This window comes from Paenibacillus borealis (assembly GCF_000758665.1).
Lineage (GTDB): Bacteria > Bacillota > Bacilli > Paenibacillales > Paenibacillaceae > Paenibacillus_AQ > Paenibacillus_AQ borealis.
Map to the genome: position 1 here is coordinate 3074509 of NZ_CP009285.1, position 20926 is coordinate 3095434.

Annotated in this window: 17 protein-coding genes; 13 read left to right on the top strand and 4 right to left on the bottom strand. The window is 52.3% G+C overall.

Annotated features, from left to right (window positions below):
- The first annotated feature begins 13 nt into the window (after positions 1 to 13).
- Together PBOR_RS12710 and PBOR_RS12715 are read left to right on the top strand one after the other, a co-directional pair.
- Positions 14 to 742 (top strand): hypothetical protein, encoded by a 729-nt coding sequence (locus tag PBOR_RS12710; RefSeq protein ID WP_042212102.1) that lies wholly within the window; start codon positions 14 to 16, stop codon positions 740 to 742.
- Positions 729 to 1397: a GntR family transcriptional regulator gene (locus tag PBOR_RS12715; protein ID WP_039309052.1), complete on the top strand. Its 669-nt coding sequence runs from the start codon at positions 729 to 731 to the stop codon at positions 1395 to 1397. Before PBOR_RS12710 ends, PBOR_RS12715 begins: the two co-directional genes overlap by 14 nt.
- Before the next feature lie 92 nt (positions 1398 to 1489).
- Here PBOR_RS12715 and PBOR_RS12720 read toward each other — a convergent pair whose 3' ends face one another.
- The 3 genes from PBOR_RS12720 to PBOR_RS12730 form a co-directional block, all read right to left on the bottom strand.
- Entirely contained in the window at positions 1490 to 2644 is a 1155-nt protein-coding gene (locus PBOR_RS12720) for a DUF2812 domain-containing protein (protein WP_042212104.1), read from the bottom strand.
- Positions 2641 to 3006 (bottom strand): PadR family transcriptional regulator, encoded by a 366-nt coding sequence (locus PBOR_RS12725; RefSeq protein WP_231575337.1) that lies wholly within the window; start codon positions 3004 to 3006, stop codon positions 2641 to 2643. The genes PBOR_RS12720 and PBOR_RS12725 overlap by 4 nt, the downstream gene beginning before the upstream one ends.
- A gap of 92 nt (positions 3007 to 3098) precedes the next feature.
- Positions 3099 to 3785, bottom strand: coding sequence for a DUF7002 family protein (locus PBOR_RS12730; RefSeq protein ID WP_042212106.1), 687 nt, complete (start codon positions 3783 to 3785; stop codon positions 3099 to 3101).
- Between the two features lie 77 nt (positions 3786 to 3862).
- Between PBOR_RS12730 and PBOR_RS35440 the strand changes: the two genes are divergently transcribed.
- From PBOR_RS35440 to PBOR_RS12765, 7 genes are all read left to right on the top strand, one after another.
- Positions 3863 to 4771, top strand: coding sequence for a GNAT family N-acetyltransferase (locus PBOR_RS35440; protein ID WP_167549536.1), 909 nt, complete (start codon positions 3863 to 3865; stop codon positions 4769 to 4771).
- Between the two features lie 435 nt (positions 4772 to 5206).
- Complete coding sequence (locus PBOR_RS12740) at positions 5207 to 6979, top strand: response regulator transcription factor (RefSeq protein WP_245648141.1); 1773 nt, start codon at positions 5207 to 5209, stop codon at positions 6977 to 6979.
- A gap of 67 nt (positions 6980 to 7046) precedes the next feature.
- The gene (locus PBOR_RS12745) at positions 7047 to 8861 is read left to right on the top strand and encodes a histidine kinase (protein ID WP_042212108.1); all 1815 of its coding nucleotides are present in this window, start codon (positions 7047 to 7049) and stop codon (positions 8859 to 8861) included.
- Between the two features lie 167 nt (positions 8862 to 9028).
- On the top strand, positions 9029 to 9940 hold the full coding sequence (locus PBOR_RS12750; protein WP_042219332.1) for an ABC transporter permease: 912 nt from the start codon (positions 9029 to 9031) through the stop codon (positions 9938 to 9940).
- Positions 9941 to 9964: 24 nt separating this feature from the next.
- Positions 9965 to 10840: a carbohydrate ABC transporter permease gene (locus PBOR_RS12755; protein WP_042212111.1), complete on the top strand. Its 876-nt coding sequence runs from the start codon at positions 9965 to 9967 to the stop codon at positions 10838 to 10840.
- Positions 10841 to 10943: 103 nt separating this feature from the next.
- Entirely contained in the window at positions 10944 to 12503 is a 1560-nt protein-coding gene (locus PBOR_RS12760; protein ID WP_042212113.1) for an extracellular solute-binding protein, read from the top strand.
- A 31-nt stretch (positions 12504 to 12534) separates the two neighbouring features.
- Entirely contained in the window at positions 12535 to 13944 is a 1410-nt protein-coding gene (locus tag PBOR_RS12765; protein ID WP_081972021.1) for an FAD-dependent oxidoreductase, read from the top strand.
- A gap of 370 nt (positions 13945 to 14314) precedes the next feature.
- Here the strand turns inward: PBOR_RS12765 and PBOR_RS12770 are convergent, their stop codons facing one another.
- A complete protein-coding gene (locus PBOR_RS12770; RefSeq protein WP_042212115.1) occupies positions 14315 to 15169 on the bottom strand; it encodes a YihY/virulence factor BrkB family protein in 855 nt (284 codons plus the stop codon).
- A 467-nt stretch (positions 15170 to 15636) separates the two neighbouring features.
- Between PBOR_RS12770 and PBOR_RS12775 the strand changes: the two genes are divergently transcribed.
- The 4 genes from PBOR_RS12775 to PBOR_RS12790 all read left to right on the top strand — a co-directional run bounded on the left by PBOR_RS12775 (position 15637) and on the right by PBOR_RS12790 (position 20899).
- Positions 15637 to 16758: a glycoside hydrolase family 5 protein gene (locus PBOR_RS12775; RefSeq protein ID WP_042212117.1), complete on the top strand. Its 1122-nt coding sequence runs from the start codon at positions 15637 to 15639 to the stop codon at positions 16756 to 16758.
- 29 nt (positions 16759 to 16787) lie between these two features.
- Positions 16788 to 17741 (top strand): ABC transporter permease, encoded by a 954-nt coding sequence (locus tag PBOR_RS12780; protein ID WP_042212119.1) that lies wholly within the window; start codon positions 16788 to 16790, stop codon positions 17739 to 17741.
- A gap of 26 nt (positions 17742 to 17767) precedes the next feature.
- A complete protein-coding gene (locus PBOR_RS12785) occupies positions 17768 to 18649 on the top strand; it encodes a carbohydrate ABC transporter permease (RefSeq protein ID WP_042212121.1) in 882 nt (293 codons plus the stop codon).
- 714 nt (positions 18650 to 19363) lie between these two features.
- Positions 19364 to 20899 carry an extracellular solute-binding protein gene (locus PBOR_RS12790; RefSeq protein ID WP_042212123.1) on the top strand — a complete coding sequence of 512 codons (1536 nt, stop codon included), beginning with the start codon at positions 19364 to 19366 and terminating at the stop codon, positions 20897 to 20899.
- Positions 20900 to 20926: the final 27 nt, after the last annotated feature.

The following is a 20926-nucleotide window of genomic DNA, read 5'->3' on the forward strand; positions in this document are numbered from 1 at the left end:
CTAATCTTAAGGAATGAAGAATGGAGGCAGCATGCAGATGCAGGTGCAGATGAAGCTGGGAGTTATGATGCGTGATTTGCTGCAGGTAGAGGATGAGGCTTGGGGGCTGTACGCATTTTCCAGGGACATTCTGAACCGGCGCATTCTGCCTGAAACCAAGACAGAGATGATTGCCAAAGCTACAGCCTGCGGCAAAGCCTACGCACAGCGCATCATCCGTGAATACGGAACCCGTGATGTCCGCGTGATCGCGGACAAATTGAAGCTGAAGCTAGAGTTTCAAAGTGCGCTTATGACAGGGAAACGTGTGCTTTTTGCCTGCTATACCCCGCCGTACACAATCGAAATTATGGAGGAGCCCGTGCGCAGAGCGGCGGAGCTTGTCCAGGAGGAAGAGCCGGCGCTAGTTGAACTTTTTCAGCAAGCTGGTATAATGAATACTATCCTTGGACACGAAATCTTTCATTTTGTAGAAGACCAGTTTGCACATGAAATCTACACCCGGACTGAGAAAATTCTGTTATGGAACCTGCTTGGGTTCAAGAATTATTCTACAATACGCACCTTGAGTGAAGTGGGAGCCATGGCCTTTACACAGGAACTGAATAGACTCAGCTACGCGCCGTTTATTCTGGATGTTCTGCTGTATTACAGCTATGATGCTGCCAGTGCGGAGAAGATATATCGTGATGTACTAGGAGTGAGTTCAGGAAGGTGTAGGGAACCCGTTGAAGATTATTAATAACAGTAATTCACTAAATGATGTAACTTACAATAAAATAAGAGAAGACATCATGAATATGACGTTGGAGCCGGGAATGGATGTCAGTGTGCAGAAGCTCTCTGAACGCTATGGCGTAAGCCGGACACCGGTACGGGAAGCAGTAGTCCGCCTTCAACAGTCTGGACTGGTGGAAATATATCCTCAGCGCAAAACAGTAGTCTCTAAGATTGATCTGCAGCGGGTCCGCGAGGAATGGTTCATCCGCACATCGCTTGAATCTGCCGTGATTGATGAATTCATCCGCAAATGCAGTGAGCTTGTTGCGGATACCATGCAAGAGCTGATTAACAAACAGAAGAAATATATGGATAAGAAATATTTCCGGGAATTTTACTTCAAGGACAATCGTTTCCACCAGCTGATCTTTCAGACGGCCGGGGAAGAGCTATCCTGGTTCACAATTGAAGAGGTAGCCTCGCACTATAACCGGATCCGTCTGCTGTACGGCAAGATGGAGGGCGTGCAGCAATCCGATATCGATAAACATGTGAAGATGGTAGCGGCCACCCGCAAGCGTGATGTGGAGGGAATGCGCAAGATTGTGATGGAGCATTCCAATACATTGCTGGAACGGGTACAGGTGATGTCCAAGCAATACCCGCAATTTTTCTGAAATATGGTAAGCATATGTTTAAGGCGTATCCTTGAAGCCTGCTCCGTTTGGAGCATGACTTCCGGTATACGCCTTTTGTTGCGGTGCAATACCTACAGCTTCTTAAGCCGCCGGTAATACAGCCAGGTTCTGCCTGCGAACGAGCCGAAGAGCAGGATACAGAGGAACATAAGTGAAGTATTCCATGCCCGGGAAGCGGAGATTCCGTCTTGCAGCATGCCGTCAATAAATGCCGTCACATTCAGGCTGTAGAGCAGAATCATCGGAAGAAACAATACTGTATAGCTGATGGCAATTTTACGGGCGTGCTTCAAGCGGTGATACGGGTCACTGTAGATCTCCGGTTGTTCAGCACGATCCAGCTCCTCCCGGCTCCAGATGGTCCATTTCTGCAGAGAAGAGGATGAGCTATAGACTTTATTCCAGCCTGCCTGCCGGTGCAGCTCGAAATACCCTTCATCACCTATGACCTGATAGTCGGCGTGATACTTCATTATACGTGGACTGCCTTTGCTGAAATGGAACAGTGTGCCTCCCGGGCCGATTTTATACAGACTCCATCCCAGCCTTTCCTTATCCTCCAGCCATTCCTCCAGCCGGTCAGGAGCGTACATCCAGCCTAACTTCAACCTCGTCATCGTAACGCCGGCCGGCTTCTGTTGTCCGTAAGGCCTCTCGAAGTCGAAGTCCTCATAATCCGAGAGTAACGCCCTTCTGGCCGCCCGGAGTTTAATAATAGAGTAGATTGCAAGTACAAGCAGGATCACAGCCAAGGCTGCTGCGGCCCAGGTAACCGCCCACATAGGGCTTTGCTGTACCTGAAGTGGAGTATCCTGGGTCAAGGAGAAGCCTAGAGCAATCAGCGGAATCATTGCAATGAGCAGCAAATAAAGAAGTATTCCCATAAAAATGTATGAGATTTTGCGGTTTCGCCTCAAGACATCCTTGCGGGAAGGGGATGCCTTAATCTGTGACGGCAGCCGATCATTCTCGAAGACGCTCCACTTGCCTTGCTGCAGGCGCTTGCTCCAGCCTTCAGCGGCAAGAGAGGAAGACATGGAAGGCTGGGAGGATGGAGCATAACCGATCTGATAAGTAAGCCGGACCGGCTCATCCTGCCGGAACGTAAACTGCTGCCGCAGCAGATTCCACTCCGCCAGCACCCACCCCCGGCTGGCCATATCGGCCAGCCAGGCTTCTGACTTGGGCAGGTCGTAGCTCCAGAAAGGCCGAAATACCCTTTTCATACAAATTCCTCCTCACTGGTAATGGCATTGCGGTGAAGTTCCTTTAATCTGCTGATTTCTGCGCGCATTACTGCTTTCCCCAGATCTGACACCTCGTACACCGTTTTTCTCTCTTCATCAGCGAATACAACAATCAGTCCATCCTTGTTCATCTTCGTCAAAGTTCCATATACCGTACCGGAACCCAGTCTAAGCCGTCCCTCAGACAGCTCATCCACATGCTTGATGATTCCATAGCCGTGGCGGGGTATGGTTAGGGACAACAGAATATAGAAGGCCGTCTCTGTCATCGGCACGTACTTTTTCAGCACTTTATCCATTGTGGACAACACGATCACCTGCTTCGCCAGTTCATTGTGCATAACTCATGGCTTTGAATATAATATGTCTAGCCGTGACTATGTCATAACGTGACTATATCACGATGTGACATAATTTTCAAGGCTAGCAGCAATTAATGTGCCGTCAGAGCCAGCGGTTGACATACAGGCTGCCAGATCTCAGGAACCAGCTGCGGCTCCGAACAATAGACCGTCTGCAAATACCGGCTGAGCGGGGATACTTGTCCTTCGACCAGCACTTCCTTGATCTCCGATGGTTTGGTGGGTATCGCCTGCCCGTTTGTTGACATGAACTCAGCAATGGGCAGCAGCATTCCGCAGCTTTTGCGGTAGGACATCCGGTGCGGGAATCTGGGCGAGCTGCCGGAATCATATTTGGACAGCCTGATCCGATCAAACTGTCCGGTGAGCAGCTCGCTGGCGTCGAATTTTAGGATGGCAAAAACTTCGCCGGGCTCTCTGCGGGAATACATCGCGGCCATCGCCAGACAATCACGCCAGGTCGGCCACAAGAAGACATGGCGGTCAAGGCAGAGACGGAATTCCTCAGGGGTTGTGTCCGGGTCCATCGCTTCAGGTGTGATGCGCAGATGGGAATTCAGGACAACCGGCTGCCCGGCGTATTGTACCTGGAGGGCTGTAGTACGGCGTACTCCGGCTGCATGCGCCGGACTTAATACGGCTGAGGCGTACAATGCGTCAAGTGCAGCCATGGCGGGCAAATTCCGGGCCCGGGTGAAGTGGTATAACGAAGTGCGGAGCGGGCTTTTGGTAATGGCTGCAATCAGTGAATGTTTCATAGTGTTATTTTATCCTTTGCGCAAAATGAATATTTTGATATTTTTAGAAGGGTAATGCTGAAACGGAAAGGATGAGAATGATGAAAGTTGAAGCACTCGAACAGAGCAGGGTGGAGGCATTTTTGAATTTCTGCCGGAAGTACCGTGGCGAACTGGATGATTCTTATCTGATCGATGAGGAGCTTGCCGGGTTCACGCTTTCACCGGACCATCCTACATATATTGTTGCCAATTCCTCAGGTCAAATTACCGCGGCAGCCTCGCTCATTCTGAATGATTACAGCCGCAGGGGGCACAAGGCAAGGTTCAGAATCTTTCATGCAGACACAGCCGATTTGAAAGTATACGAGGCTCTGCTGGAGGCGATTCTGCCCCATGCTGCCGGAATGGATAAGCTGAATCTGTTTGTTCCCGCCGTAAATACTGCGGCGATGGAGGCGTTGGCAGCCGTGCGGTTTGCGGTGGAGCGGTATACTTATGTTCTCGTAAGAGAGGAGCCAAATATTCCTGAGATCAGCCTGCCCGCCGGTTACGAGCTCATTCCCTTCCGCAGCGGAGCGGATGAAGCCGTCTGGTGTGAGGTGCGGAATGCCGGTTTCGCCAGGCTACAGGGCAACGAGACACCGGCCACACCGGCAATGGTGAAGCAGATGATCAGCGGAACGGATTACATAGAGGGCGGTTTACTGATACTGTACCATAACGGCAAAGCCGTGGGAATTGTACGCGGCTGCGCCGATGAGTATGGGGATGAGCCTGCCATGAGTATCGGGCCGCTGGCAGTATTGCCTGAATATCTGGGGCGAGGGCTGGGCAGAATTATGCTCCGGGCAGCACTCCGGTTCGCAGGAGAACAGTCGTATGCGCGCACCATCCTGTGTGTGAATGCAGAGAACGAACAGGCGCAGGCTCTGTATATTGGTGAAGGCTTCAAGCAGGTGGAAGCCCTCGCCTGTTTGGCGTACACGGTGAGTGAAGAAGGGTAGAGGGGGTTTGATGCTATGGAGTGGAGGCGCTGATCGGGGGAGGGAGAGTTGCGATTGGTGATGTAGAGTTGAGATGCTGATTGCTTCCATCAAACCGTGGCGGACTGTAGGGACCTTATTTTGCCGGAATCAGCCACTTTAGAGATGAAGCGGACTGAGAATCGCCTATTCAGCTTAGAACACCAGAATTAGACCCATCATTCAGGCCATAGCGGAATCTCAGTCCGCGAAGCCGGCAAAACAGCTGTTTTTCCCAAAATAACGGATTCTGAGTCCGGGTGGAACGGCTGTTTGTGCTGCCATTCTGCACCCGGCATACAATATGGAGATCGTCTGCTTACTGTATGACTGCTCCCGGTTCTCAGTCTGCCATTAATTCGCTGTCCGCAGAACACATCGGACCCTTATTTATTGCCTGTATGCAGGAGATGCACCTTGGATGTAGAATTTCAGGTCAGCAGGTTATTCAATCCAGTAAAAACCATTTACTCTCAAAATGCACCATTATATCGTCACGCTCCGTCTAACCTGGACAGATTCAATATTGAAGGGGACAAGGACAAGGAAATGAAAACACTGGTGATTGTGGATGATGAGCCGTCGGTGGTGAACGGGCTGCGGACCTATGTGGACTGGGCGGCACAGGGGATTAAGCTGATCGGAACCGCTGATGACGGCGACACGGGGCTGGAGCTGATCCGGGAGCTGAAGCCGGACATCGTGCTGACGGATGTCCAGATGCCGTCAATGGACGGTATCCGCATGGCTGCGGAGGTCCGGGCGCTTTTGCCGGAGGCCAAGATCGTGTTCATCAGCGGGCATAATGATGCTGATTATCTCAAGTCTGCGCTGCAGATGCATGCGGCGGATTATATTTTTAAGCCGGTCAGCCGCAAGGAGCTGTCGGTGGTGATGGGCAAGGTGACCGCAGCGCTGGATGCGGAGACCCAGGAGCGCAAGCGGATCAAGGAGATGCAGGTGAAGCTGACGCAGAGCATGCCGCTGCTGCGCGAGAAGTTTCTGCTGTCCGTCATCAGCGATGGTATCCATACGGCGCATATTCAGGACAAGCTTGAGTTTCTCGGCCTGCCGCAGCTTGCGGCGGACAGCTATATCCTCATGGTGATTCTGCTGGATGATGTGCCGCAGGTGCTGGACACCCGCAGCGAGCAGGACAGACAGCTGCTGTCCTATACGGTGCTGAACATTATTCAAGAGCTGATTGACAAGCAGATGCGCGGCGTGACGTTTGAGAAGGAGCCCGGAGAATATGTGGGGATTCTGCTGGCCGGATCATTGCAGCCGCAGGAGTTCAGCGAAGCTCCCGAGAATGATCTGCTGGTGCTGGCAGAATCGGTCCGCAGCAATCTGCGGCAATGGCTGAAGCTTAGTGTAACCATCGGTGTCGGCGAGAGGGTTGAACGCTTGCCGGAAATCCCGTCTTCCTACAAGCAGGCAAGGGATGCGGCTGACCAGAAGTGGTATCTGGGCAAAAACCGGATTCTGACCATGGACAATATCGCCTCCGGGGAGAGCGGTGAGAATCTGCGTTACCGGTACGAGCCGGAGTGGGGGGAGCGGGTGTGGTCTGCCCTGAAATCCGGAGACCGCGGACGTCTTCAGGCAGAGCTTGGGGAGATCTTCAGTCTGCTCGGGCAGAACCGGGGACAAGGTGCGCGGTATGCGCAGAATGTCAGTCTGCATCTGATTCTGCAGTCCGGCCAGGTTCTGCTGGAGCTTGGCGGAATGACGGAGGAATGGGAAAAGCGTGAGACGGCTGCCTGGAAACAGGTTATGCGCCAGGAGACCATGCAGGAGCTGCTTGAATACACGGAAAGCTATCTGCTTCAGGCCTGTGATTTCGTCGCAATGAAGCGCAGCGGCAAGGCAAGCGAAGTCATTGAGCGGGTCCGGCAGCTGATTGGCGAACGTTATCCGGAGAATCTGACGGTAGCCGATATTGCAGCCGGCGTCTATCTCAGTCCGACCTATGTCCGGCTGCTCTTCAAGCAGGAAACGGGCGAAACGCTGTTCGAATATCTGACCAAGGTCAGAATCGAGCAGGCGAAGAAGCTGCTGAGAGACCCGCAGAACAAATTTTACGAAATCTGTTACGCCGTCGGGTACAGCGATCCCAGCCATTTCAGCAAGCTGTTCAAGAAAATGACCGGAACCACACCCAGCGCCTACAGGGAGCAGAGTCTATGAGCAGTGTGCAATCTGTGAAGGCCAGGCTGCAGAAGAATGAAGGCATGCCCAACAAGGAGGCGATGCAGTGAAAAAGGGCTGGAGCTATTTGACCGGACTGGGGCAGGGGATTCTGGCGGCGCGGAAGTGGCTGATTGCCTATGTCATACTCATTCTCCTGCCGGTATCAGTCATGCTGGCTTCCTTCTATCAGCGGTCCAGTGAGATTCTGGAGAAGGAGGTCACCAGTACGATGCAGCTGACGCTTAAGCAGGCAGGAATGAATCTGACCTATAAGCTGGATCATATCCGCGACAGCAGCAATTCGGTCTTCATGAACCAGGTGCTCTACAGCAATCTGCAGCAGAAGGACAGCATCACCGATGAGCTTAACCAGATTAAGGAGCTGCGTAATTTAGCCGAAACCGCCCAGGAGAATGAGGATATTTTCCGGCTGCGGTTTTTTGTTGATCCTTCCCGGATGTATGGAGGGGACCGGGTGAACCTGTACCCGCTATCCGATATGGAGCAGTATCCGTGGTACAAGCAGGTGGTGGAGGCCGGGGGCGGCATGGTCTGGACCGGGGTTTATGATGAGAGTTATATCGATTACGGGGAGAAGAGGATTTTCTCAGTCGCCCGGATGCTGCGCAATCCGAAGGCATATGAAGAGACCATCGGCATACTTGTGATGGATGTATCCCAGGATCTGATTGCGGAGGTGATGTCAGAGCTTCAGTTCTCGGACACCTACACCCCTTATCTCCTGGATAGTGAGGGCCGGCTGATCTACAGTACAGGAGATAGCGGAGCGCAAGAGGTGCGTGTGCTGCCTGATGAACTGCTGGATACCATTAAGCAATCGGACGAGGGAATCGTTAAGCGGACCCTCGGGCGTGAAGAGGTTAATGTGGTCTATACCACGATCGGGACTTCAGGGTGGAAAATGATCTCCCAAGTCTCTGAATCGGAGATTTCGCACCGGGCAACAGCAATGAATCAGTTCACCAGCATTGCCACGCTGGCGGGGATCACAGTCATGTTCCTGGTACTCGTGTTTGTGCTGCTGATGTTCCTCGTGCAGAACATGCAGCGCAGAGTGCAGATGATTCTGCGGATGATCCGCAAGGAGGGCATCGGCTGGCTGGAGGACAGAAGGACAATGCCGGACGGGGACTTCCGGCTGCTGGAACGCAGTGTGGACCATCTGATCCACAAGGTCAACATTCTGATGGAGGAATCCTACCAGGCGAAGATGCAGGAGCGGGAGGCGCAGCTGAGAACCCTGCAGGCCCAGATCAATCCGCATTTTCTGTATAATGCGCTGGATATGATCAACTGGTCCGCGATCTCTCATGATGCGGAGGATACCAGCGAGATGATTGAGGCGCTGGCCAGATATTTCCGGCTCAGCCTGAATCAGGGCCGCGACAATGTCAGCCTTGCCGATGAATTGAACCTGGCCAAGGTGTTCATGGAGATTCAGCAGAACCGCTTCCCTTCGACTTTTACCTTCAGTGTCCTAGTAGAGCCTGGACTTGAACAGTATATGATTCCCAAGCTTACCCTCCAGCCGCTGGTGGAGAATGCGCTGCTGCACGGTATCCGCAAAACCCGCAGGAAGCAGGGGAATATCACTATTACAGCGCGCCGGGAGCAGGATGATATCCTTCTGGCGGTGTCTGACGACGGGGCGGGCATGAGCACGGAGCAGGCCAGACGGCTGCTGCTGGAGCCTTCCTCCGAGCTGCGCAGTGACGGGATGCCGGGGTCGTTCGGACTCTATAATGTCAACGAGCGGATCCGTTTTTTTGCCGGCAACCGGTATGGCCTGTCCATTGAAACAGAACCCGGCATGGGTACTGTAATTAACATCAGAATTAAAGCGGTTCCATTCGAATAATCTGCCTGCTTGATATACAGTCGCGTAAGACCAGAAATAATCAGATTACCACCTACAAGAGCCCCCCGGTTTCTCAGTATAATCATCTCACAAACATATGGGGGTGAGTGAAAGTGGGTGGGAGTGTCACGGATTTGAACCGGAAGAGCAAGGTTACGGCAACCCGAATCAGGTCCGCAAGCAAGTGGAGACTCGCCTGGAGGAACAGGGATTATTATGTACTGCTGATACCCGGACTGCTGTTTCTGCTGCTCTTCAAATATACACCGCTGTACGGGGTGCTGATCGCCTTTCAGGATTTTAACATTTTCGAGGGCATCAGAGGCAGTGAATGGGTAGGGCTGGAGCAATTCCATAAGCTTATCCAATCGGACGAATTCGGAAGGGTATTCATGAATACGCTGCTTATCAGTGTCTACAAAATTGTTCTGCTGTTCCCGGTGCCGGTCTTCATCGCGCTGGTACTGAACGAGGTTAGGCTGATGTTCTTCAAACGGACGATCCAGACGATTATTTATCTCCCGCATTTCCTGTCTTGGGTCATTATCTCCGGGTTGTTCGTCACCATACTCTCCACCTCGGGCGGACTGGTCAATAATATCATTCAGTGGTTTGGCGGAGAACCGGTCAGCTTTTTTGTCAGCAATGATTATTTCCGCAGTGTGGTTGTCTTTACGGCCGGCTGGAAGGAATCAGGGTGGAATGCGATCGTCTTCATTGCCGCCATTGCCGGGATCGATCAGGAGCAATACGAGGCGGCTTCCATTGACGGGGCGGGGCGGATCCGCAGAATGCTGCATATCTCACTGCCGGGTATCCTGCCGACTGTGGTGCTGATGTTCATTCTCCGGCTGGGCTCGGTGCTTGATGCAGGAACGGAGCAGATTCTGACCATGTACAATCCGGTAGTCTATGAGACAGCGGATGTCATCGGCACCTTCGTTTACCGCATCGGGCTGGGCAAAATGGATTACAGCTTCAGCACTGCGGTTGGCCTGTTCAACTCAGTGGTAGGCTTCATCCTCATCGTTTCGGGAAATTATATCAGCCGGAAGCTGCTGAAACGCGGAATCTGGTAGACGGGAAGGGAGACAGTATAACCCATGACGAAACGAACCAAAGGCGACATGCTGCTCGATATCTTTGTCTACCTGTTCCTGATCACGCTCGGAGTGATGATGCTGCTGCCGCTGGTCAATGTATTATCGAAATCGGTCAGTGAAGAATGGGCCATTACCTCGGGAAAAGTGGGCATTCTGCCGGTAGGCTTCCAGCTTGACACCCTGAGACAGGTGATCTCTTCATCGATGTTCATCCGGGCGTTCGGTGTATCCGTCGTCGTCACTGTAGCGGGCACCCTGATCTCTATTCTGATGACGGCACTTACGGCTTATCCGTTATCCAAACGGAATCTGCCGGGCATCTCCTTTTTCATGGTGCTGTTCATCTTTACGATGCTGTTCAGCGGCGGGCTCATTCCCAATTACCTGCTGATGCGCCAGCTGCATCTGATCAATAATCTGTGGGTGCTTATCCTGCCGGGGATGATCAGTGTGTTCAACATGCTGGTGATCAAAAGCTACTATGAGAGTCTTCCTGAAGCATTAGAGGAGTCAGCGCGGATCGACGGGGCTAAGACTTACACCATTCTGTTCCGGATTATACTGCCGCTCAGTATGCCGGTGATTGCCACGATTGCGCTTTTCTATGCTGTCGGGTACTGGAATGATTATTTCGGTCCAATGATCTACATCAACGATACCGCGCTTAAGACCTTGCAGCTCTATCTGCAGGATGTGGTGATGGATGCAAGTGCCGCCAACGCAGTTAATAAAAGTGTGGATGACCTGATGAACATGTCTCCGGAAGGCATACGTGCGGCAACGGTGGTCGCTTCGACGGTTCCGATTCTGTTCGTATACCCATTCCTGCAGAAGTATTTCATCAAAGGCGTGCTGATCGGCTCGGTCAAGGGCTGAGGGACTATTCCGTCCATAGCTTGTAGCGTATGCTTCCGAGGCGAGTTTTGTATGAAGTAAGACTGGAAGCTTAAGCTCACAAAACTTATAGGGGGTTATCTTAATGAAACAGACCAAATGGCTGTCACTCCTGCTGAGCACCGGGCTGCTGTTTGCGGCAACTGCCTGTGGTTCATCTAACAACACGAATAGCAGCGGGGAGAACGCTTCAACAGCAGCCCCGGCTTCTGCAGAAGCAACTGCCGCAACGGCAACATCAGAGAATGCCGCCAAGCCAGAATTGAAATCGCTTAATCTGTGGTCGAAGGATGATTACAATACGTATCCGCTGGCCAAGGTGATCGAGGAGCGGACCGGTTATAAGGTGAAGTATGAGATGCTTCCCGCCGACAAGGCAATGGATAAGCTCAATCTGCTGATCTCCTCTGCCGAGCCGTATGATGTCATTACCATTTCCGGTGAAAAAGCCGTGTATACCGATTATGCAAAAATGGGTGCGCTGGTGGATCTTACCCCGCTCATCGAGGAGTTCGGTGATAATATTAAGGCTTCCATCTCCCAGGCTTCCTTCGATGCGATGAAGATTGACGGCAAAATCTATGGCATCCCCAACAGCTCCTCGCAATTTGCCGGTGCCGATCTGATGATCCGCCAGGACTGGCTCGACAAGCTGGGGCTGAAGATGCCGACTACGCTTGATGAATTCACGGAAGTGCTGAAGGCCTTCAAGGAAAAAGATCCGGGCGGAACCGGGAACAGCGGCGCCCCCATGTCGATTGACGGGGCACTGGCAACAACGGCGAATATTACCGGTGCCTTCGGAATAGGCACGAGCTGGAATACGGTGGACGGCCAGCTGGTTCCGGCCCCGCTGCATCCGGGCTTCAAGGAATATCTGACGTACATGTCCGGTCTGTATAAACAGGGGCTGCTCGATAAGGAATTTGCCGTGAACAAGGATGCTACCCTGAAGGAGAAATTCACCAGCGGCAAGATTGGGGTCATTCAGCTGCCTTGGTATGATATTCCCGGAATTGCCGATGCCCTGACCAAGAACTTCCCTGATGCCAAATATGCTTACCTTCCTGCCCTCAAAGGCAAAGACGGACAAATGGGCCTCGGCATGAGCGGCGGGTTCGACCGCATTACCTTCATTCCGAAATCTGCGAAGCATCCTGAAGATGCGATTAAATGGATCAATGCCAAGCTGGAAAAAGAAACCTTCAAGCTGATTGCCATCGGTGAAGAAGGCAAACATCATACGTATAAAGACGGCGTATACAGTCCGATCCTGCCGCTATTCACGGACGAACGCGGCAACGCCAGCAATTATCTGACTGGTATAGACGAGAAGCTGTACCCGATCTATTGGCAGGCCCGGGTGCAGAAGGATGCCCGGCTGTTCGCAGGCTTCTCTTATCTGAACAATGAGCTTCCGGCGGAAGCGAGAATTGCCGATCCGCTAGCGCTGGCACCATCCCTGCCGGAATATTCGAAGAACAATGCTTCGCTGAATCAGATGATTAATGATTTCGCCGTTAAAGTCATTGTCGGTGAAGAGTCCCCGGATGCCGTGGCTGATTTCGCCGGGAAATACAAAGCTGCAGGCGGGGAAGCCAGCACCAAAGAGGTGAATGCCTGGTATGCTACAGTGAAGAAATAGAGTCAAAGAAAACATTTTAGGAGGTAAAAGGATGAACAGCTACAGGATGCGGAGCAGTGAGATTCCGCTGCAGGATTCTTGGGATGTCATCGTTGTGGGCGGCGGCCCGGCGGGGTGTACGGCGGCCGCAGCCGCAGCCCGGGAAGGGGCAAAGACGCTGCTGATTGAAGCGACAGGCAGCCTGGGCGGAATGGGCACATCGGGACTAGTGCCGGCCTGGTGCCCGTTCTCGGACATGAAGACGATCATCTACCGGGGACTGGCAATGAAGGTGTTTGAAGCCTTGAAGGCGCAGATGCCGCATGTGAGCCAAGAGGCGATGGACTGGGTTCCGATCGAACCGGAGAAGCTCAAGGTCATCTATGATGAGCTGGTAGCCGGAGCCGGTGCCACGGTGCTGTTCAATACGCAGCTGGGTTCCGTGGAGGCGGATGAGGAAGGCCATGTGCTGGCGCTAATCACTGCCAGCAAGAACGGTCTGCAGGCGCTGAAGGCCAAGGTCTATATCGACTGCACGGGCGATGCCGATGTAGCGGCCTGGGCGGGAGCGGAATATCTCAAGGGTGATACCGTAACCGGTGAGCTGATGCCTGCGACGCACTGTTTTACCCTTGGCAATGTCGATGAATATGCTTATCTGAACGGTCCGCTGCTGCATAATAACAACAAAACCAGCCCGATCTTCGATATTCTGGGCTCCGGGAAGTTCCCTTTAATTCCGGATTCGCATATCTGCAACAATGTTATTGCTCCCCGAACGGTGGGCTTCAATGCCGGCCATCTGTGGGATGTGGATAATACGGATGCCTTCTCCGTATCCGCTGCATTGATGCAGGGAAGGAAGCTGGCCTCCGTCTACAGGGATGCACTGGCCGAGTTCATGCCTGCTGCGTTCGGCAGCTCTTACGTAGCCAATACCGGCTCGCTGATGGGAGTACGGGAGACGCGGAGAATTACCGGCGATTATGTGCTAAGTGTGGAGGATTATGTCAACCGCCGCAGCTTCGCGGATGAAATCTGCCGCAATAGCTATTTCATTGATATCCATGGGACTGAGAAGGAAGAGAAGCAGGCAGGAGGTAAGCTGGAGGTCATTAAACGCTACGGTCCGGGAGAATCGCACGGCATTCCGTACCGCTGCTTGACCCCGCGTTCATTGAAAAATGTGCTGGTCGCGGGGCGCTCCATCTCCTGTGTCCGTGAAGTGCAAGGGAGTGTCCGGGTAATGCCGGTCTGTCTGGCAATGGGCGAAGCAGCCGGGATTGCCGCAGCACTCGCCGCGGAGCTTCCCGGTTATGACGTGCATGCGGTGGATGTATCCGTGCTGCGCAGACGCCTGAAGGAAGAGGGCGCTTACCTGCCGGATGCTGCAGACGGAACAGTATTTGTTGATCCGGATGCAGCGGCAGGAGAAGAGGGAAAACCGGTGAGGTATCACTGAGACATGAAGCAAAATGACGCTAGCTAGCATATAGCTTTTTCCAATCAGGCAATCTCCCGTCAGCGGGGATTGCCTGTCTTGTTGTACGGGAATCGGACACCTTGAGTAGGGGCTTAAGAGAACGATAGGCAGACGAGCCGAATGTATGCGAAGAACCGAATACAATGTGCCCATGATAGGGTAGACGAGCCGAATGTATGCGGAAAACCGAATACAATGTGCCAACAATAGGGTAGACGGGCCAAATGTATGCGAAAAATCGAATACAATGTGCCAATTGTAGGGTAGACGAGCCTAATGAGGCTGCATTCCTCTGATGCCAGCGGATGCAGCCCAAAATTAGTTGCTGTTAAAATTACTGATGATCTGGTTATTTTACCGTAGCTAGGTCAACTTTGCGTTTGAGGAGGATCGCGTTGATCTCGCCGCCGGCCAGGATAATGATCGAGCTGATATACAGCCAGATGAGCAGAATCATTACGCCCCCTAGACTGCCGTAGGTTTTGGTGAAATCACTGAACTGATTGACGTAGACCGAGAAGAGTACCGATGTAATAATCCATCCAAGGGTCGAGAACATCGCGCCGGGAACGACCTCCCGCAGAGCCAGTCTGCGGCTTGGGGCGATCCAGTAGAGCAGTGTGAACACAATGAACATGACCAGCAGCGGCACAGCGTATTGCAGCAGATCCCATAGCTTCTGGAAACCGTAGGGCAGATCCGTCAACAGGAAGACCTGTGTCTTGAGCCAGGTCCCGAGGACCAGCAGCAGAATGCTGAGCAGCACGACAAAACCGATCGTAAGCGTGGCGAGAAAGGCAATCCCTCTTATTTTCCAGAAGGCCCGGCTCTCATCAATATCGTAAGCGCGGTTGAGCCCTTTAATGATCGCATTGACCCCTTTGGAAGCCGCCCAGAGTGTAGCCAGCATCCCGAAGGATAACAGCGCCTGACTGCGTCCCTCGGACACATCCTGCAGAATCTCTTCTATAATAGAGACGGCTTCGGCAGGCATCACCTGTTCCAGCTGCTGGATTTTGTCCTCCAGGGAAATATTCGCATACCCGATCAGGGTCATAATGAAGATCAGAAAGGGAAACAGCGACAGAATCAAATAATAGGTCAGCTGTGCGCTGATCCCCTGGACATCATCGGCTTTGATTTTTTGCAGCAGCTGTTTGATGAATGTGAATGCATCCTTGCGGCCGGCAGTACTTCTGCTCATAGGGCCCTCCTTCTTTTATTGCGGTATAGGCTTGTTTATGAAAATATATCCATATATATGTGTCTCACATAAAATTATCCTAAGGTGCAGCATGCTTGTTCTTATTTTAGCACAGTGGGGTTGAAGAAGCAGAAGCGTCACCAAAGAATACAGGAATGGCATTCCGGAAGGAACCGGAATGCTGTTTTTTTTTGCCCGAAAAGGCCCGGCCGATAATGACAACAGCAGAGTCTGTAATGAATAACGGGGCGCCGCAAAGCCTGTAGCAGCAAGGCTTCACACAGTGGTACTAAGATGACTATAGACGGCAATTCACAGGCTCCTCTATATTGGTGGCAGAGCAAGCAGCTGCTGCCTGAACCTGCTGGACCGGAGAATACGCTCTCTTGCCAGCTGCGAAATGAATGCGCTTTCCGTTAGATGTATCCCGTTCTGATGACCATTACAATCCTGAGGAGGCATGATTAATGAGATTCCCGACTAGCTTCAAATCTGCAATGATCTGGCCGGTCTGTGCCATTCTGTTGATTTCACTGCTGACCGGTGGAGCCAGTGCGAAGGCGGAGGCATCGTCTGGAGCCGCCGTTTCCACTCCGTTGACAGCGAAGGAAATGGCCGGTCTTATGGGCAGGGGAACTAATCTGGGCAACACGTTTGAAGGGAACTGGAACAGCCAGAGTTACGAGGATGTGAAGGCGGCTGTGGATGCTTTTATTGCGGCGGGGTATACCAACATCCGGATTCCGGTCAACTGGGGCGGACGGGGTGATAAATATGCTTCGACTGCGGATGAAGCGGGGCATTTCTCCTTCAGCGCTCCGAATGTGGCCACGGTGAAACGTCTGGTGGATTATGTACTGAAGGATGTGAATGTTCAGCGGGCAAATGCGGGCAAGCCGCCTATCATTCTGATTGTGAATGCACATCACGAGGAATGGGCAATGAACGCTGTTCAAGGCGAGCCTGCTTTTGAAACGAACATGCAGCGGCTGGAGACTATTTGGACGGGGATCGCGGAGCTGTTCAAGGATGAACCGGACACGCTGGTGTTCGAATTGTTCAATGAACCGCATCTGAGCCTGAATACGGGGGCAGCTGCCAAAGCGAGCGTCATTGAGCTCAACAAGCGGGCTTATGCGGCGATCCGCAGCTACACCTTGGGCGGCATGGAGCCGCATGCCAAGCGGATCGTGATCTTCGGCGGGTACAACTACAACAGCGGATGGGGCCTGTACGATACGTACCGCAATCCGCAGGACCTGCCGGGCGGGGGAACGGACCGCTATATTATGGGCACCTATCACTCGTATTTTCAGAATCTGGCGGATCATCTGAAGCGTGTGGACGATGTGAAGCGGGAATTTGTGGATGTGCATGACATTCCGGTGTATCTGGGCGAATTCGGCTATGAGCACCGGGGAGTCATCACGGACACACTGCTGGATTCGTACCGGCAAATCGCGAACAAGGCCATCGCGGGACAGTTTGCTTTCTCCGTATGGGATGACAATGGCTGGTATCAAATTTATAACCGGGCAACCGGGCAATTCAATGCACTTAAGGATCAGGTTCTAGACATAAATAACTGATCTACGGGTGCCGGAAATGGGGAAGGAACATGGGAAATCCATTAGCGGCTTCGAAGCCGTCAATATCTGCTGTATTCCGCAGGCAGAAGCTGAAGCGTCTGGCCCGCAACCGCTGGCTGTATATCATGCTGCTGCCGGGACTGCTGTATTTTATTACTTTCAAATATGTACCGATGTATGGAGTCCTGCTGGCCTTCAAGAACTATCAGCCTTTCCTGGGGTTTGTGGATAGTGAGTGGGTGGGGATGAAGCATTTCGACCGTTTTTTCGGGGATCCGCTGTTCTGGAAGCTGCTGAAGAATACGTTCGTGCTGGCGGCCTACAATATTCTGTTCTTTTTCCCGCTGCCGATTGTGCTGGCACTGATGCTGAATGAATTAAGATCGCAGACGTACAAGAAGACAATTCAGACCCTGGTCTATATCCCCCACTTCATGTCCTGGGTGGTTATCGTCTCTATTGCCTACCTGTTCTTCACAACCGAGGGAGGGCTGGTCAATGAAGCGATTGCCTCTGTGGGGGGCGAGAAAATCCAGTTCCTGCTTAGTCCCGGCTGGTTCCGGACCTTCATCACCGGTGAAGTAATGTGGAAGGAAACGGGCTGGGGAACGATTATCTTCCTGGCGGCGCTGGCGGGTGTAGACACACAGCTCTACGAGGCTGCCAAAATAGACGGTGCCGGACGGATGCGCCAGTTATGGCATATTACACTTCCGGCGATCCGCTCGACCATTGTGATTCTGCTGATTCTGCGGCTGGGGAATTTCCTCGATACGGGGTTTGAGCAAATCTTCCTGATGCTGAATCCGCTCAACCGGGAAGTCGGCGAAGTCTTCGATACCTATGTGTATACCACGGGGATCTCGCAGGGAGAGTACAGCTACAGTACTGCCGTCGGATTGTTCAAGTCAGTAGTTGGGCTCGTGCTGGTCTTCGGCTCCAACTTCCTGGCCAAACGTTTCGGTGAGGAAGGAATTCTCTAGGATAAACAGCGAAAGGAGGTAGAATTGTGGTAAAAGAAACATCATGGACGAGCCGCCTGTTTGATATATTCAATATCATCGTGCTGGCAATCATTGCGCTCATTACTATTGTTCCGTTCATTTATGTGGTTGCCGGTTCATTCGCAACGCAGCGGGAGCTGCTGGAGAAAGGTTTTATTCTCTTCCCGACAGAATTCTCGCTTGAAGCGTATAACTATATCTTCTCAACCAATACGCTGATGCGAAGCCTGGGCGTTACCATCTTCATCACAGTGGTGGGTACGCTGATTAATATTACTCTAACCTGCCTGATGGCTTATCCGTTATCCCGCAGGGATATGGATTTCCGTTCCCCCATCCAGCTCATGGTCATCTTCACCATGCTGTTCAGCGGCGGGATGATCCCGACCTTCCTGGTGGTCAAGGAGCTGGGCATGCTGGATACGTACTGGTCGCTGCTGCTGCCCGGTGCCATCAGTGCCTTCAACCTGATTATTGTCCGCAGCTTCTTCCAGCAGCTTCCGCCGGATCTGGAGGAATCAGCCAAAATCGACGGTGCCAGCGATCCCGGCATTCTGGTGCGGATTGTGATTCCTCTGTCCCTGCCGGTTCTGGCTACATTCTCGCTGTTCTATGCCGTAGGGCACTGGAACACGTACTTCAGCTCCATTCTCTATATTAACGACTCTACCAAATGGCCGATTCAGGTGCTGCTGCGGCAGATTGTCATGCTGTCCCAGGGAGGCAGTCTGGGAGATACGTCTTCACTGGAGAGCAACTTCATCCCACCGGACCAGGCTGTGAAAATGGCGGTTATCGTAGTCTCCACGATTCCGATTCTGATCGTATACCCGTTCCTGCAGAAGCATTTCGCCAAAGGCGCTTTGCTGGGATCGGTTAAGGGCTGAGGTTTTGGATTTCCAACTACTATATAGAAGCCGCACTGTGGAAAAGAACAATACACATTACCGGTCAGTTGCTGCTGCGGTACTGGCAGCACGGAAATTCAGTACACTTGATGCGTTACCGGCCGATTAGAGTCTTCTTAGTAAGCACTGTTGAGATAAATGTTGTACGTTTTACAACTTTGATTCATGGATAGCTGGGTGTTCGGAAGGATTGTTGTACGAAATACAATAATATTCCTGCTTAGCCAGTTGAAAAAGGTGAAATCTTGCATTTTGTACAACAATTTTGGATTTCGGACGTTTTGATGAGGGAAATGTTGTATTTTGTGCAGGATTTCTGGAGGGTTACCGGATCGCTGTTACAAAAACCGCTGGATTGAGTGATTTATGCGGCAACAGCAGCCATCTGGAAGTCCAAACAATCTCTGGAGTCACTACTCAGCCTTTAACTTGCTACAACACACCCAAATAAGGAGAACTTGAGAAAACAATAAAAAGGCAGGAGTGCGGAGGGAAAGTTTGGAACTGTAGGAGCGGTAGCGTCCGCCTTTAGGTTTGGATTTCAACCGCAGCCAGCGGTATAGAATCAGGAAATCCAAACCTAACAGCGGCCGGAAGTCCAAACATTCCCCGCAGTCACGACCAGTCCTTTTACAAAATTCTAGGTTCGACGCATTACACCACCCACCTCATATTAAGGAAGGAACATCAATCATGAAAACAACCAAAGGGGCAAATACCTATAACTTGAAAAAGCTGGCGCTGACGACATTCTCGGCAGCTCTGGTGCTGGGCGCATTAGCCGGCTGCGGCAATAACGGCAACAAAGAAGAGAACGCTCAAGGCGCGGACGGAACGGCATCACCTGCCGGACCTTACAAAATGTCCATGATGCTGACCAGCTACAATCCGGAGCCGATGGACCCGGAAGGAGAGATATACAAACAGCTGGAGGAACGGACGAATACCGATCTCAAAATCACCTGGGTTCCTTCGACCACTTATTCGGATAAGCTCAGTGCTACCATCGCTTCGGGCGAGCTGCCCAGCACCGTGCTTGTACTCGACCAGAAGCTGCCCTACATTGTCAATTCAGTACGCTCCGGCATGTTCTGGGAGCTGGGTCCTTATCTGAAGGATTATCCGAACTTAAGCCGGATGAGCGATGTGGCCTTGAACGCTATTTCCATTGACGGGAAAGTGTACGGGATCTACCGCGAACGGGATCTGGCGCGTGACGGTTTGATGCTGCGTAAGGACTGGCTGGAGAATCTCGGGCTGCAGGAGCCGAAGACGGTGGATGATTTCTATCAAGTGCTGCAGGCATTCGTGAAGGAGGATCCGGATCAGAACGGCAAAGCCGATACGATCGGCCTGGCCGAGCAGCAGGTGGCAGCGGGCTGGCGGGCCATGCTGACCTGGTTGGGCGGTCCGGCGGACTGGGAGATTAAGGACGGCAAGGCGAGTCCGGCTCATCTGTCCCCTGCCTTTTTGGAAACGATGAAGTTCTACAAGAAGCTGTATGATGAGAAGCTCATCAACCTGGACTTCGCTGTGGTGAAAGACGGCAAGCAGATGATTAATGCAGGCAAAGCGGGCTCGTGGATTGCGAATCTGAATGATGCCAACGGCATTGAAGAGAGTGTGAAGAAGGTTACGCCTACCGGTTCGATTACGATGGTCAACGCGCTGGAAGGTCCGGAAGGGCTCCGCAGTGCCGGCGGTTCAGGCTCATACGGCATCTTCATGATTCCCAAGACTTCGGTGAAGACAGAAGAGGATCTCAAGGCAGTCCTGAACTTTTTTGACAAAGTGTCTGACGACGATATGCAGAATATGCTGGTCAACGGGCTGGAAGGACGGCAGTTCACGCTGGATAACGGGAATTACGTCAAGACCACCGACTCCAAGCTGCTGGCTGAATACGGCATGGGCGATTCCTCCCAGCTGGCTGTGTTAAGAGATAAAGTGGTGACCTATGGCAATCCGCTGGTGCATCTGCGTGATGAGATGTGGAAAAAGAATGCGGAAATCGCCGTGGTTAACCCGGTTCAGCCTTTCATCTCCGATACCTACAGCGAACGGGGCTCGGAGCTTAGCAAAATTATTGATGATGCCCGGGTCCGCTTTATCATGGGTGATCTGGACGAGAACGGGTGGAATCAGGCAGTAGCGAAATGGGAGCAGGACGGCGGTGCGAAGGTGATTGAAGAATATACTGCGGCGTACAATAAAGCGAATGCGCAATAAGCGTGCCTGACAATCCCCATATGCTAG